The 13,970-nt window shown below is 63.9% G+C and carries 12 protein-coding genes; 6 read left to right on the plus strand and 6 right to left on the minus strand.

What is annotated here, in order from left to right; all coding sequences use genetic code 11:
* Window positions 1–74: 74 nt before the first annotated feature.
* The 3 genes from LOZ74_RS04315 to LOZ74_RS04325 form a co-directional block, all read right to left on the minus strand.
* Window positions 75–2,228, minus strand: coding sequence for a malate synthase G (locus tag LOZ74_RS04315; protein WP_230293049.1), 2,154 nt, complete (start codon window positions 2,226–2,228; stop codon window positions 75–77).
* An 85-nt stretch (window positions 2,229–2,313) separates the two neighbouring features.
* Window positions 2,314–2,466 carry a hypothetical protein gene (locus LOZ74_RS04320; protein ID WP_230281683.1) on the minus strand — a complete coding sequence of 51 codons (153 nt, stop codon included), beginning with the start codon at window positions 2,464–2,466 and terminating at the stop codon, window positions 2,314–2,316.
* A gap of 34 nt (window positions 2,467–2,500) precedes the next feature.
* A complete protein-coding gene (locus LOZ74_RS04325; protein ID WP_230293050.1) occupies window positions 2,501–4,096 on the minus strand; it encodes an isocitrate lyase in 1,596 nt (531 codons plus the stop codon).
* A 183-nt stretch (window positions 4,097–4,279) separates the two neighbouring features.
* Here LOZ74_RS04325 and LOZ74_RS04330 point away from each other — a divergent pair, with 183 nt between their 5' ends.
* The 4 genes from LOZ74_RS04330 to LOZ74_RS04345 all read left to right on the plus strand — a co-directional run bounded on the left by LOZ74_RS04330 (window position 4,280) and on the right by LOZ74_RS04345 (window position 7,052).
* The gene (locus tag LOZ74_RS04330; protein WP_230293051.1) at window positions 4,280–5,683 is read left to right on the plus strand and encodes a short-chain fatty acyl-CoA regulator family protein; all 1,404 of its coding nucleotides are present in this window, start codon (window positions 4,280–4,282) and stop codon (window positions 5,681–5,683) included.
* A 245-nt stretch (window positions 5,684–5,928) separates the two neighbouring features.
* On the plus strand, window positions 5,929–6,141 hold the full coding sequence (locus tag LOZ74_RS04335; RefSeq protein ID WP_230281680.1) for a cold-shock protein: 213 nt from the start codon (window positions 5,929–5,931) through the stop codon (window positions 6,139–6,141).
* Between the two features lie 140 nt (window positions 6,142–6,281).
* The gene (locus tag LOZ74_RS04340) at window positions 6,282–6,863 is read left to right on the plus strand and encodes an SOS response-associated peptidase (protein ID WP_230293052.1); all 582 of its coding nucleotides are present in this window, start codon (window positions 6,282–6,284) and stop codon (window positions 6,861–6,863) included.
* A 9-nt stretch (window positions 6,864–6,872) separates the two neighbouring features.
* Window positions 6,873–7,052 carry a hypothetical protein gene (locus LOZ74_RS04345; RefSeq protein WP_230293053.1) on the plus strand — a complete coding sequence of 60 codons (180 nt, stop codon included), beginning with the start codon at window positions 6,873–6,875 and terminating at the stop codon, window positions 7,050–7,052.
* A gap of 33 nt (window positions 7,053–7,085) precedes the next feature.
* On the opposite strand, the gene LOZ74_RS04350 is transcribed toward LOZ74_RS04345, so the two are convergent.
* Both LOZ74_RS04350 and LOZ74_RS04355 read right to left on the minus strand, forming a co-directional pair.
* Entirely contained in the window at window positions 7,086–8,963 is a 1,878-nt protein-coding gene (locus LOZ74_RS04350) for an AMP-binding protein (RefSeq protein WP_230293054.1), read from the minus strand.
* A gap of 23 nt (window positions 8,964–8,986) precedes the next feature.
* Window positions 8,987–10,387, minus strand: a complete 1,401-nt coding sequence (locus LOZ74_RS04355; RefSeq protein WP_230293055.1) for a DcaP family trimeric outer membrane transporter — start codon at window positions 10,385–10,387, stop codon at window positions 8,987–8,989.
* A 244-nt stretch (window positions 10,388–10,631) separates the two neighbouring features.
* Here LOZ74_RS04355 and acs point away from each other — a divergent pair, with 244 nt between their 5' ends.
* The gene (gene acs / locus LOZ74_RS04360; protein WP_370638875.1) at window positions 10,632–12,599 is read left to right on the plus strand and encodes an acetate--CoA ligase; all 1,968 of its coding nucleotides are present in this window, start codon (window positions 10,632–10,634) and stop codon (window positions 12,597–12,599) included.
* 5 nt (window positions 12,600–12,604) lie between these two features.
* Here the strand turns inward: acs and LOZ74_RS04365 are convergent, their stop codons facing one another.
* Window positions 12,605–13,108 (minus strand): hypothetical protein, encoded by a 504-nt coding sequence (locus LOZ74_RS04365; protein WP_230293056.1) that lies wholly within the window; start codon window positions 13,106–13,108, stop codon window positions 12,605–12,607.
* 202 nt (window positions 13,109–13,310) lie between these two features.
* On the opposite strand from LOZ74_RS04365, the gene LOZ74_RS04370 reads away from it, so the two are divergent.
* Complete coding sequence (locus LOZ74_RS04370; RefSeq protein WP_230293057.1) at window positions 13,311–13,967, plus strand: response regulator transcription factor; 657 nt, start codon at window positions 13,311–13,313, stop codon at window positions 13,965–13,967.
* Window positions 13,968–13,970 lie beyond the last annotated feature (3 nt).

Here is a 13,970-nt window from a genome sequence, read left to right on the forward strand (position 1 = left end):
CGGCTGTGACGTCGAACGGCAGCGCGGGCATTGTCGCCCGCGCTGTCGCCGGCCGGGTCGCCGCCTCCGGCGAATTAGCTCGCTAATTCGCGGGCGGCTTCCTTGGCTTCTGCCCGAATCCGGTGCAGCACCGGCTCGGTATAGCCATTGGGTTGGTCGCGCCCTTCAAGGATCAGCATGCGCGAGGCCCTGATCGGCAGGCAGTCGCGGCCGCGCGCGATCATCGGGCGATAGGACGGATCGCCCGCATTCTGGCGGTCGACCACCTCGGCCATTCGCCACAGCGCGGCTTCCACCGTGTCGCGGGTGATCACGCCATGTTCCAGCCAGTTGGCAAGATGCTGGCTGGAAATGCGCAAGGTGGCGCGGTCTTCCATCAGGCCGATGTCGTGAATGTCGGGCACCTTGGAGCAGCCGACGCCCTGATCGATCCAGCGCACGACATAGCCCAATATGCCCTGGCAATTGTTCTCGACCTCCTCGCGGATTTCGTCTTCCGACCAGTTGGCCCCATTTGCCAGCGGCACGGTCAGCAGGGCAGACAGCGGCGCGATGCTCTCCTGCGCGCGCGCTGCCTGCCGCGCGGCGACGTCGCAGCGATGGTAATGCGTCGCATGCAATGTCGCCGCCGTGGGGGATGGCACCCATGCCGTGCTGGCCCCCGATTGCGGGTGTCCGGTCTTTTCCGCCAGCATCGCCTGCATCCGGTCGGGCGCGGCCCACATGCCCTTGCCGATCTGGGCTCGTCCGGCAAAGCCGCAGGCCAGCCCGATCTGGACATTGCGATCCTCATACGCCCTGATCCATCCGGCCTGCTTGATCTCGCCCTTGCGCAGCATCGGGCCTGCCAGCATCGAGGTATGGATTTCATCCCCCGTGCGGTCGAGGAAGCCGGTGTTGATGAAGAACACGCGGTCCTTCACCGCATGGATACAGGCGGCAAGGTTCGCGCTGGTGCGGCGTTCCTCGTCCATGACGCCGACCTTGATCGTGTGGCGCGTCAGGCCCAGCATGTCCTCCACCGCGTCGAACAGTTCGTTGGTGAACGCGCATTCGTCGGGCCCGTGCATCTTGGGCTTGACGATATAGACCGAACCGGCGCGGCTGTTGGTATTCTCTCCCAACCCTTTCAGGTCGTGCATGGCGATCAGGCTGGTGATCGCCGCGTCCATGATCCCTTCGGGGATTTCGCTGCCATCGGGAAGCCGGATCGCGGGATTGCGCATCAGATGGCCGACATTACGGACCAGCAGCAGGCTGCGGCCCGGCAGGGTCAGCTCGCCAGCGGGGGTGGCATATGTCCTGTCGGGGCTGGCGCGGCGGATCATCGTCTCGCCGTTCTTGCTGAATTCGGCCGTCAGGTCCGACCGGATAATGCCCAGCCAGTTGCGATAGGCGTCGGTCTTGTCAGATGCATCGACGGCGGCTACCGAATCCTCAAGATCGACGATGGTGGTCAGTGCCGATTCCAGCTCGATATCCGCGATACCGGCGGGGTCTGACCGACCGATCGAATGGGCGGGATCGACCACGATTTCGATATGCAGGCCATTGCGGCGCAGCAGGATATTGTCGCCGCGCATGCCGATATATTGCGACGGATCGGCCAGAGCCGGAGCGCCGCCTGTCCAGTCCGCCCACGACCCTTGGGCCAGCGGAGCCGCATCGTCCAGAAACGCCTTGGCCCATGCGATCACGCGCGCGCCGCGCTCCTCGTCATAGGCCTTGCCCTGCGGCAGCGAGCCATCCAGCGCGTCGGTGCCGTAAAGCGCGTCATACAGGCTGCCCCAGCGCGCATTCGCCGCGTTCAGCAGGAAGCGCGCGTTGAGCACGGGAACGACAAGCTGTGCGCCCGCGACCTTGGCGATTTCGGGATCGACATTCTGCGTGCCGATGGTGAAGGGTGCCGGTTCGGGCGCCAGATAGCCGATCTCGCGCAGGAAGCTTTCGGGCGCGCCGGTGGCGGCACCGGCGTGGGCGCGGTGCCATGCGTCGATCTGCGCCTGCAAGCTGTCGCGGGTGGCCAGCAGTTCGCGGTTGCGCGGTTCGAAACGCGCGACCAGCGCCGCCAGCCCCTGCCAGAATTCGTCGGGAGTGATACCGGTCCCCGGCATGGCTTCTTTTTCCACGAAGCTCGCCAGGGACCGGTCGACTTGCAACCCGGCACGCGACACGGTCCCAGCCTCCCCGCCGGGGGTCTCGCTCTCGTGGTGCAAATCGGTCAGCATAACTCGTCCTTCCTGTACCGCGCCCCCGAAGCGCGCTGGCTTCGAGGGGCGGGTCTTTCCATGTATTTTCGTCAGTTAATTCGCTTTATCCAAGCCGGCCGAGCCGGTGGTGCAGGTTCACGAATTTGGGCGTTTCGATATCATCCTGATTGTTGCGGATAAATTCCTGCACAGCGCGGCGGATCAGGCGCGAATCTTCGGTCGAGAAGACCGGACGGGCAAGTGCGGGTTCGGGCATTTTTAGTCTCCTTCCTTCTTGGTGTCGCGCGGTGTTACGCCGCGAATTGATTCATCGTGTTGTCCTTGCCGCCGGCCTTCAGGGCCGCTTCGCCGGCAAAGGCTTCCTTGTGGTCGTCGCCGATGTCGGAACCGGCCATGTTCTGGTGCTTCACGCAGGCGATGCCTTCGCGGATTTCCTTGCGCTGGACCCCTGCGACATAGCCCAGCATGCCTGCCTCGCCGAAATATTCCCTGGCAAGATTGTCGGTCGACAATGCCGCCGTGTGATAGGTCGGCAGGGTGATGAGGTGGTGGAAAATCCCCGCCTCGCGTGCCGCGTCCTTCTGGAAGGTGCGGATGCGCTCGTCGGCTTCGGCGGCCAGATCGGTGCCGTCGTAATCCACGCTCATCAGCTTTGCCCGGTCATAGGCAGACATGTCGCGGCCCTCGGCCTTCCACGCGTCGAACACCTGCTGGCGGAAGTTCAGCGTCCAGTTGAAGCTGGGCGAGTTGTTATAGACCAACTTCGCGTTCGGGATCACCTCGCGGATGCGGTTCACCATGCCGCCGATCTGCGCGACGTGGGGCTTCTCTGTTTCGATCCACAACAGGTCCGCCCCGTTTTCCAGCGCGGTGATGCAGTCGAGCACGCAGCGGTCCTCACCGGTACCCGAACGGAACTGGTAAAGGTTCGACGGCAGACGCTTGGGCGCCATGAGCTTGCCGTTGCGGCTGATGAACACCTGACCATTGGTGATGTTCGCCGGATCGACTTCGTCGCAATCGAGGAAGGCGTTGTACTGGTCGCCCAGATCGCCGGGTTCCTTGCTGAATGCGATCTGCTTGGTCAGCCCCGCGCCCAGCGAGTCGGTGCGGGCGACGATGATGCCGTCTTCCACGCCGAGTTCGAGGAATGCGTAACGGATCGCGCGGATCTTCTGCAGGAAGTCCTCGTGCGGAACGGTGACCTTGCCGTCCTGGTGGCCGCACTGCTTTTCGTCCGAAACCTGGTTCTCGATCTGCAGCGCGCAGGCACCGGCCTCGATCATCTTCTTGGCAAGCAGATAGGTTGCTTCGGCATTGCCGAAACCGGCGTCGATATCGGCGATGATCGGCACGACATGCGTCTGGTGGTCGTCGATCTCGCGAAGCAGGCGGTGCGTGTTGATCACGTCGCCCGCAGCCTTGGCATCGTCCAGCTCGCGGAACATCATGCCCAGTTCGCGCGCATCGGCCTGTCGCAGGAAGGTGTACAGCTCCTCGATCAGGGCGGGAACGCTGGTCTTTTCATGCATCGACTGGTCGGGCAGGGGGCCGAACTCGCTGCGCAGCGCGGCGACCATCCAGCCGGACAGGTACAGATACTTGCCCTTGGTGGTGCCGAAATGCTTCTTGATCGCGATCATCTTCTGCTGCCCGATGAACCCGTGCCAGCACCCCAGCGACTGGGTGTAATTGGCGGGGTCCGCGTCATAGGCGGCCATGTCCTCACGCATGATCTTTGCGGTATAGCGCGCGATGTCGAGCCCGGTGCGGAAACGGTTCTGCACGGCCATGCGGGCGGCCATTTCGGGTTCGATGGCGGCCCATTTCTGGCCGAGGCTGGCGATGGTGCCGCGCTGGCGCTGGATTTCTGCTGCGTAAGTCATTGGTGATCGGCCTTCGTTGCAAAAGTGATTCGTTCGCCCCTGCCTCTCCTTTGCCGGATGCGGGGCATGACCGGTCTTGTGCAGTGCAAAATGCTTTTCGGAAATTGCGTGCGGTGTGCTCTTGTCAAACTTTACAAGATTTGATTGTATAGTTGTAAAGTCATTCATAGCGGGTGTGCAGCCATGGCGCGCAAAGCAATCTATCTGGGGCCAAGGCTGAAACGCATGCGCCGCGAACTGGGGCTGACGCAGGCCAATATGGCGGGCGATCTGGATGTCTCGCCCAGCTATATCGCGCTGATGGAGCGTAACCAGCGCCCCGTGACCGCCGATCTGCTGCTTAAAATCGCGACCACCTATCGCATCGATATCGCCGATCTGGCCAGCGACGACAGCGAAGAGACGGTGACCCGCCTGCAGGCCGTACTGCGCGATCCGATCTTTGCCGATATCGACCTGCCCACGCTCGACGTGGCCGATATCGCCACCAGCTTCCCTTCGTTTGCCGAGGCACTGCTGCGCCTTCACACCGCCTATGGCGAGGAGCAACTGGCGCTGGCCGCGCGGCGCGAGGACGGTGCGGGGGGCGAAGCCGGGCCGACCGCGCCCGATCCGGTTGCAGAGGCGCGCAATTTCCTCGCCGCGCGGCGCAATTGCTTTCCCGCGCTCGACGACAGCGCATCGCTCGCGGCGCAGGACCTGCCCACTGTGTCCTCGATGATCGCGCGGATCAGGGACCGGCACCAGCTCGACGTTTCCTTCGCGCCGCCCGAAGTGCTGATGGGGGCCATGCGCTGGTACGATTACCATCGCCGCCGCGTGCTGTTCTCGCGCCAGCTGGATCACAAGGCGCGCCGCTTCCAGCTGGCGTTGCAACTGGCGGTGCTGGAACGGGGCGAGGAGATCGAGGCCGCGATTGCCGAGGGACGGTTCGAAGGCGGGAACGGCAAGGTGCTGGCCCGCCGCGCGCTGGAATCCTATTGGGCGGCGGCCTTGCTGATGCCCTATCGCCCGTTCCTCGATGCGGCGAAGAGGCTGCGGTACGATATCGACGCGCTGACGTTTGAGTTTCAGGTCAGCTATGAACAGGTCGCCCACCGGCTGACCACGCTGCAAAGGCCGGGGGCAGAGGGGGTGCCGTTCTTCTTCATCCGCGTCGACCGCGCGGGCAATGTGTCGAAGCGGCTGGACGGCGCAGGCTTTCCATTCGCGCGGCACGGCGGGGCCTGCCCCTTGTGGAACGTGCACAAGGCTTTCGACCGCGAGGGCGAGGTGCTGGTCCAGCGTATCGAACTGCCCGATGGAGAACGCTATCTGTCGGTCGCGCGCACCGTGATCTCGGGCGGCGGCAGCTTTCGGGCAGAGCGCGTGACCCGCGCCGTCGCGCTGGCCTGTGCCGATGCCCGCAGCGCAGAGCTGGTCTATGGCAATGCGCCCGACGCGGAAGAGCCGACGCCGATCGGTATCGCCTGCCGCTTTTGCCACCGCCCGCAATGCATCGCGCGGTCCGCCCCGCCGATGGGCCGCGAATTGCGGTTCGACCATTATCGCCAGTCGGGCGTGCCGTTCGCCTTTGCCGACGAGTAGAACGGGCAAGTCCGATATAGACTGGGTTTCAATAAGAATTAGGTTCGGTAGCCAAACCCTGCTATTGCCCGCGCCTGCTGACGTCGAAAACAAGCGACGGACTTCGGCATTTGACGACCGCCCATACTGTTGACCAGTCCGGCGTAAATTAGACGGCGACTTCCTTTTTTTGAACGACTTTACGCACGACCGCCCTGTCGCATTTCGCGTCGGGCAAACCACACCGTTCTTGAAAGGAACACATCATGTCGAAGACCGGCACCGTAAAATTCTTCAATGCCGACAAGGGCTATGGCTTCATCCAGCCCGACGATGGCACGGCGGACAGCTTCGTCCATATCACGGCCGTGCAGGCCGCAGGGATGCAGACGCTGGATAAGGAACAGCGCCTGAACTACGAAATCGAAACCGGCCGCAACGGCAAGGCCAGCGCAGTCAATCTTTCGGCTGCCGACTGATCCTTTGCGCTGCCCCGCGCCGGCATTGCGACCGGCGCGGGGCAGCAAAAGACGTCCGGCTCTAACGGGCGCAATTCCGGCAGTGCTTTGACATCCGCCCGCGCAGGGGGCAGCCTTGGCGCATGTGCAATCTCTATCGCATGACCAAGGCCACGTCAGAGGTTGCGAAGCTGTTCGGCGTAGTGGCACCCGGCGGTCTGAACGCGGCAGAGGAAGTCTATCCCGGCTATCCGGGTCTGGTGTTCGACGGCACCGCCCTGCGCAGCATGGGCTGGGGCTTTCCCCTTTCGGTCAAGGGCAAGTCGGGCCGGATGCTGAAACCCCGACCGGTCAATAATACCCGCTCGGACAAGCTCGACAGTTTCATGTGGCGATACAGCTTTGCCGAACGGCGCTGCCTGATCCCGCTGACCGCCTTTGCCGAGGCGGAGGGCCCCAAGGGCGGCAAGACGCGGACATGGTTCAGCCTGCCCGACCAGCCCGTATTCACCATCGCGGCCATCTGGCGCGACAGCGACGAATGGGGGCCTGTCTATTCCATGGTGATGACCGATGCCGCCCCTGCGATGGAGGGCATCCACGACCGGTCTCCCGTGATCGTATCGCCGGACGACAGGGCGCAATGGATCAACGCTGCGCCCGACATGGCAAAGGAACTATGCGCGCCCTATCGGGGAGCGATTGCGATGGCGCGCACCGAAGAACCATGGGTCAGGCGATAGGGGGCCGGATTGCAGGAAGAGACGGAAGACACGGGTGAGAGCGGTGGCAGCCGGAAAGGCATCGGCTTTCCGATGGCCATCGTGTGCGGCATCATATTCGGGTCGCTGATCGACAATATGGGACTGGGCGTGTGCCTTGGCATATTGGTCGGTCTGGGCCTTTTGAAATGGCCGCGCAAACAGGCATAACCGCCGGTTTCCGGTCCTCCGCCTGCCCGGTCCTTACCCCGATGCCGCCTCGGCCCCGGCTAGCTGCGCGATCAGCGCGTCGATCACGGCGGGATCCTCGATGGTTTGCGGTACCACGATCTCCTCGTCATTGACGATGGCGCGCAGCAGGTTGCGCAGGATCTTGCCCGAACGCGTCTTGGGCAGCCCGTCCACGAAATAGACGCTGCGCGGACTGGCGATGGGTCCGATATTCTCGCGGATAGAGGCGACCAGTTCCTTGCGGATCGCGTTGCGGTCGCCGCTGTCGGGACGCGTAACGACAAAGGCGACCGCCATTTCCCCCTTCAGCTGGTCCGCCGCGCCGACGACCGCGCATTCCACCGCTTGCGGATGGGCGGCGACGACTTCCTCCATCTGGCCGGTCGACAGGCGGTGGCCCGCCACATTGATGATATCGTCGGTCCGCCCCATGATATGGATGAAGCCGTCGGCATCGATCATGCCCGCGTCGCCCGATGTGTAATGGCCCGGAAAATCGGCGAAACCGGCCGCGAATTTTTCCGGATTGTTCCACAGCGCGCGAAATGCGCCGGGCGGCAAGGGCTGTTCGATCAGCAGATTGCCGACCTTGTCCGCATCGACTTCGCGGTGGTTGTCGTCCTGCACCTTGAAGCGGAAACCGGGCACTGCGCGGCCCGCGCTGCCGGGCCGGATCTCGCTCTCGCCAAGGCCGTGGCAGGTGGCAATGGCGGGCCAGCCGATTTCGGTCTGCCACCAATGGTCGATCACGGGCTTGTGCAGCAGGTCCGCGATCCAGTTCAGCGTATCGGGATCGGCCCGCTCTCCGGCAAGGAACAGCGCCTGCAGCGATGACAGGTCTGATTGCGCGATAAAGGCCCCGTCGGGATCGGCACGGCGGATGGCGCGGATCGCGGTGGGCGCGGTGAACAGCACCTTCACCCGCAACTTGTCGATCAGGCGCCAGAAAATGCCCGCATCGGGCGTGCCCACGGGCTTTCCTTCGAACAGCACGCTGGTGCAGCCTGCCAGCAGCGGGCCATAGACGATATAGGAATGGCCCACGACCCAGCCGATATCGGATGCGGCCCAGTACACATCGCCCGCGCCGACGCCATAGATATGCTCCATCGACCAGGCGAGCGCGGTGCCATAGCCGCCAGTGTCGCGCACAACGCCCTTGGGCGTGCCGGTCGTGCCAGAGGTATAGAGGATATACAGCGGATCGGTCGACCGGACCGGCACGCAATCGACGGGCCGGGCCGCGAAAAAGGCGGCATGCCAGTCGATATCGCGATTGGGGGTCAGTTCGGCGCGCAATTCGTCGCGCTGAAGCACGATGACACTATCGGGCTTGTGCGTACACAGTTCGATCGCATGGTCGAGCAGCGGCTTGTAGGCAATGGTCCGCCCCGGTTCCAGCCCGCAGCTGGCCGATAATACGCAGACAGGCTGGCAATCGTCGATCCGCTTGGCCAGTTCGGGCGCGGCGAAACCGCCGAAGACGACCGAATGCACCGCACCGATGCGGGCACAGGCCAGCATGGCGAACACGGCTTCGGGCACCATGGGCATATAGATGACGACGCGGTCGCCCCGCCCGACTCCGGCATCGACCAGCATGCCTGCCGTGCGCGACACACGGCCAAGCAATTCGCGAAAGCTGAAACTGGCCGATTTGCCGGTGATCGGGCTTTCATAGATCAGGGCCGCCTGATCCCCGCGCCCCGCCGCGACATGGCGGTCGACGGCATTGTGGCACAGGTTGATCGTGCCGTCGGGAAACCAGAGGTCGCCGTCGCCGTCATGCGCGGTGGCGGGAAAACCGTCCCAGTCCAGCGCCCTGGCCGCATCCAGCCAGAAGGCTTCGGGATCGTTTTCCGCCGCGTTCAGGACTGCCCTGTAATCCATGGTATCGAATGCTCCGCTGCCGGTCAGAAGCTGTATTTGGCCGAAGCCTGTATCTTCTGCAGATTGCCGCTGTCGCCTGCCTCGTTCTCGCGCTCGGCATACATGTATTCCAGGCCGAGATCGAGTTTGGGGACGGGCGAGTAGATGATATTGGCCAGCGCGTTCCAGACGTTGTCGGTCGGCGCGCCGCCCGTCAGATCGACCGGATTATCGGCCTTGAAATAGCTGCCCGCGATGGTCGAACGCAGATTGTCGCTCCACACATGACGGAACGCGGCAAAGCCCGAATAGGTCGCGATCGGGTCCAGATTGCCGCTGGCATCGATGGCCGCGTCATTGACGATATTGGCGCCCATATACCGGCCCAGACCTTCGCCCGCCGTGGCCATGAAGCGCAGGTCGTCGCGCTCGCCCAGCGGGATCTTGCCCGAGACGGAGACGCCATAGCCGAACGCGCTGTCGCCGCCATCGGCCAGTACCCGGTCGGAAGCGTGGAGCTGGCGCAGGATGCCCGCCACGGCAAAGCCGCCGCGGTCATAGCGCAGGACGACATCGGGAATCTGGTCGTCCGAAGGCAGGATGCGTCCGCCCGTCGCATTGGTGATCGTCGTTTCGGGCTGTTCGACCGCGATCGAAATGCCGCTTTTGGTCTTGTAGCGGATCATCGGCTGGCGGTTGAAGACGGTGCCGGGCATGGTGCCGACGAAATCCACGCTGTCGGGCAGGGCCCCGACATTCTGGAACGTCGACCACGCCTGCCCGAAGGTCCACCCGCCATAGGTGATGAAGGCCTGACGCAGGCGCGGCACATAGCTGTTCGACACACGTTGGTCGCCGCCGTCGGTGACAAGGAAGTCCATTTCCAGATGGCCGCCCAGCTTCTGGTCGCCCACGGGCGTTTCGCCCTTGATGATGATGCGGCTTTGGCGGGCCTGGAAATGGGTGTCCCAACCCGATGGATCGCCGCCGACCGGAATCAGGCTGGGGATCAGGAAGTCGCGGTTGATCGAATCGCCGGGTATCTGCCCCGCGCTGGTGCGCTGGGTGATCGCGTCCAGCTTGACATAGCCGCCGATGGTGAACTGCGTTTCGCCCACGCGGAAACCCTGTGTGTCCTTGGCCTCTACCGCGGCAAGGCGGGTTTCAAGTTCCTGCTGCTGCGCGGCGGCGACGCGTGTTTCCTCGACCGCGGCGCGCATTTCCTGTGCCATGGCCTGGTTTTCGGCGTCCGGCGTTTCGGCTGCGTCCATGCGCGCCTCCAGCCTGCCGATCATCGCTTCCAGCCGGTCGAGCCGGTCTTCGATCGACCCTTTCGACGAACCGGCCGCGTCCTGCGCCATGGCGCCCGCGGGCACCAGCGCGCTTGCGCCCATCAATCCTGCCGCGAAAGCGGTCTTCCAAACGGCTTTTGCCTGTTTTGCCATCTTAGCCTCCCCCCGCAATGCCATGCGTTTCGACCCGTCTGCGCGGGCGTTTCATTGATGCTTCGGTGCATCGGGTCTTGCAGGGCGGGACGGGCGTTCCCAGCTAGCGAATGGTCTATAAGACTTTGGTCGCAATGACCGCGCGGGGCTTTAGGATATAGGCTGGCGGACACAGGATCGACCGGGGCGCCGCGGCAATTGCGCGCATCGGGCGGCCACATGAAAAGAGCATACGGGAGATAGCATGCAGGACACGATGGAACCCGCGACCGATATGATCCCGGTCCCCGCAGCGGCGCTGGACGGCACGCACTGCACGCTTGACCAGTATCGCGCCATGTATGCGCAAAGCATGGACGATCCCGATGCGTTCTGGATGAAGCAGGCCGAACGGCTGGACTGGTTCACCAAGCCTTCGAAAATTTCGGGATGGAGCTTTGATCCGGTCGAGATCAAATGGTTCGAGGATGGCGAGATCAACATCTGCCACAATGCGGTCGACCGGCATGTACAGGCAGGCAAGGGCGACCGCACCGCCCTGATCTTCGAACCCGACAGCCCCGAAACGCCGGTGCGTCGCTTTACCTATGCGCAAGTGCAGGGCGAAGTGATCCGCATGGCCAATACGCTGAAGAAAATGGGCGTGGCCAAGGGCGACCGCGTCACGATTTACATGCCGATGATCCCCGAAGGCGCATTCGCCATGCTGGCCTGCGCACGGATCGGCGCGGTGCATTCGGTGGTGTTCGGCGGTTTTTCGCCCGACGCGATCGCCGGCCGGATCGAGGATTGCCGGTCCGATTATGTCATTTGCGCCGATGAAGGGCTGCGCGGGTCGAAAGCGATCCCGCTGAAAGCCAATGTCGATGCCGCCCTGAAAAAGGTGCCGGTCAAATCGGTGCTGGTCATCCGCCACACCGGCGGCGCAGTGGACATGACCGAAGGCCGCGACCACTGGTATCACGAGATGAGCGAGGGCGTGGCCGGCGATTGCCCGTGCGAGGCGATGAAGGCGGAAGACCCGCTGTTCATCCTCTATACCTCGGGGTCGACCGGCAGCCCCAAGGGCGTCGTGCACACCACCGGCGGCTATGCCGTCTGGACCGAGACGACGTTCCGCTATGTCTTCGATTACCGCGAGGGCGAGGTTTACTGGTGCACGGCGGACATCGGCTGGGTCACGGGGCACAGCTATATCGTCTATGGCCCGCTGCAGAACGGCGCGACCGCGCTGATGTTCGAAGGCGTGCCAAACTATCCCGATCACAGCCGGTTCTGGCAGGTGGTCGACAAGCACAAGGTCAACATCTTCTATACCGCGCCCACCGCGATCCGCGCGCTGATGCGCGAGGGGGACGGGCATGTCGACAAGCACGATCTGTCCTCGCTGCGTGTGCTGGGCAGCGTGGGCGAACCGATCAACCCCGAGGCATGGCGCTGGTATCACCAGCATGTCGGCCACGGCAACGCGCCCATAGTCGATACGTGGTGGCAGACCGAAACCGGCGGCATCATGATCACCACGCTGCCCGGTGCCCATGGCATGAAGCCGGGCAGTGCGGGGCGGCCGTTCTTTGGCATTGCGCCCCAGCTGGTCGACAATGACGGTGCGGTGCTGGCCGACGAAACGACAGGCGGCGCGGCAGAGGGCAATCTGTGCATCACGCGCAGCTGGCCGGGGCAGGCGCGGACCGTCTATGGCGACCATGAACGCTTCATCCAGACCTATTTCAGCAATTATCGCGGCAAATATTTCACCGGCGACGGCTGCCGCCGCGACGATGACGGCTATTACTGGATCACGGGCCGCGTCGACGATGTGATCAATGTGTCGGGCCACCGCATGGGCACGGCCGAGGTTGAAAGCGCGCTGGTGCTGCATGAAAAGGTGGCAGAGGCGGCGGTCGTCGGCTTTCCCCACGACATCAAGGGGCAGGGCATTTACTGCTATGTCACGCTGAACGCTGGGGTCGAGGCGAATGACGATCTGACCAAGGAATTGCGCCAGTGGGTGCGGACCGAGATCGGGCCGATCGCCACGCCTGATCATCTGCATTTCACGCCGGGGCTGCCCAAGACCCGTTCGGGCAAGATCATGCGCCGTATCCTGCGCAAGATCGCCGAGAACGATTTCGGATCGCTGGGCGATACGTCGACGCTGGCCGATCCGTCGCTGGTGGACGGGCTGATCGAAGGGCGGCTGAACCGCTGACCGTATCAGTGCTGCGGAGCGGGACCTGTCGCCTCGGGAGTGACGGGCGTAACCGGCGCTGGCTTTACGGGCTCGGCCTGTGCAGGGGCGGCTTGAGCAGGGGTGGGGCAATTGCGCTGGCAATGTGCGCCGGTCGCCGGTCTGAACCCGCCGCTGACCTTGATCGTCGCCCCGTTGTCGAGCGCATAGGTCGCCGCATCGCTGTTGGCGAGCGGATCGACACCGGCCGGAACGCTGCCACCGCTGCCGCGCGGCGCGGCGCGATAGGTGGAGGGAGCAGCCCGGCGCGTCGTTCTTGCCGCATTCGTACTGCCCACCGCATTGGCGGCATTGCCGATGCCCGATCGGACCGAGCGGCCCAAGGATTTCTGCGCCGCGCCGGTTTGCGCGCTGCCAGACACTATCACGGCGGTTTCGGCCGCATCCTGCGCAAGAGCGGTATGTGGCAGGAAAAGCGCAGGTCCGGCGAACAGGACCGCGGCGAGTGCAAAAGGGGGTGCCTTGGACATGAAGATATCCTCCATTCCGGTTGTCGCGACCCGTTCCGGTAATGTCGGCAAGCTCTGCGCCCGATGCGCGGACTTGGCAAGCCGTGCGTTCGGACTGTGCGGCGATGCGACAAAAGGGCGCGCAGCAGTGACTTGATTGCGGCGGTCCGCTGCCGCTAACATCCATGGGCCGGTCCGCCGGCGGGGAGAAGGGGAGGCCGGAGTGACGGGCCCGACGATCGTAATTGCCGATGATCATCCGCTGATGCGCGCGGCCATCCGCGCGTCGGTCGAAAAATCATGGCCGGGCCACGCCATTGTCGAGGTGCCCGATGCCGCCGCCGCCCGTGCCGAAGCCGAAAAGGGCGAGGTCGCGCTGATGACGCTGGACCTGCATATGGCGGACAGCGCGGGCCTGACGACGCTGATGGATCTGCGCAGGGATTTCCCCGCCATGCCCGTCGCGATCATATCCGCGAGCGAGGAGGCACGCATCTGGCAAGGCGCCAAATCGTTGGGCGCGGCGGCCTTTATCCCGAAAAGCGCACCGATGGACCTGATGCGCGAAGCGCTGTCGGCGGTGGCCAGCGGCGATTTGTGGTTTCCCGAACATATGGACGAGGTGAGCGGAGAAGAGGACGATGCGCTCGCCCGCCTGTCGCGCCTGACGCCCGCGCAGCGGCGCATTCTGGCGCTTGTCGCGGAAGGCAGGCTGAACAAGCAGATCGCGCATGAAATGCAGATTTCCGAGGCCACGGTCAAAGCGCATCTGACGGGCATTTTCCGGCGGCTGGGCGTAATCAACCGGACACAGGCGGTGCTGATGGCAGGGAAGCTGGATGATCCGGGTCTCCCTCCGCTAGATGGAGCCAATGCCTGAACC

It is taken from the genome of Croceicoccus sp. Ery5, assembly GCF_020985325.1.
Lineage (GTDB): Bacteria > Pseudomonadota > Alphaproteobacteria > Sphingomonadales > Sphingomonadaceae > Croceicoccus.

Coding starts and splice junctions, on each gene's coding strand:
- LOZ74_RS04315 (WP_230293049.1), bottom strand. CDS start 2,228: ATGCTGACCGATTTGCACCACGAGAGCGAGACCCCCGGCGGGGAGGCT.
- LOZ74_RS04320 (WP_230281683.1), bottom strand. CDS start 2,466: ATGCCCGAACCCGCACTTGCCCGTCCGGTCTTCTCGACCGAAGATTCG.
- LOZ74_RS04325 (WP_230293050.1), bottom strand. CDS start 4,096: ATGACTTACGCAGCAGAAATCCAGCGCCAGCGCGGCACCATCGCCAGC.
- LOZ74_RS04330 (WP_230293051.1), top strand. CDS start 4,280: ATGGCGCGCAAAGCAATCTATCTGGGGCCAAGGCTGAAACGCATGCGC.
- LOZ74_RS04335 (WP_230281680.1), top strand. CDS start 5,929: ATGTCGAAGACCGGCACCGTAAAATTCTTCAATGCCGACAAGGGCTAT.
- LOZ74_RS04340 (WP_230293052.1), top strand. CDS start 6,282: ATGACCAAGGCCACGTCAGAGGTTGCGAAGCTGTTCGGCGTAGTGGCA.
- LOZ74_RS04350 (WP_230293054.1), bottom strand. CDS start 8,963: ATGGATTACAGGGCAGTCCTGAACGCGGCGGAAAACGATCCCGAAGCC.
- LOZ74_RS04355 (WP_230293055.1), bottom strand. CDS start 10,387: ATGGCAAAACAGGCAAAAGCCGTTTGGAAGACCGCTTTCGCGGCAGGA.
- acs (WP_370638875.1), top strand. CDS start 10,632: ATGCAGGACACGATGGAACCCGCGACCGATATGATCCCGGTCCCCGCA.
- LOZ74_RS04365 (WP_230293056.1), bottom strand. CDS start 13,108: ATGTCCAAGGCACCCCCTTTTGCACTCGCCGCGGTCCTGTTCGCCGGA.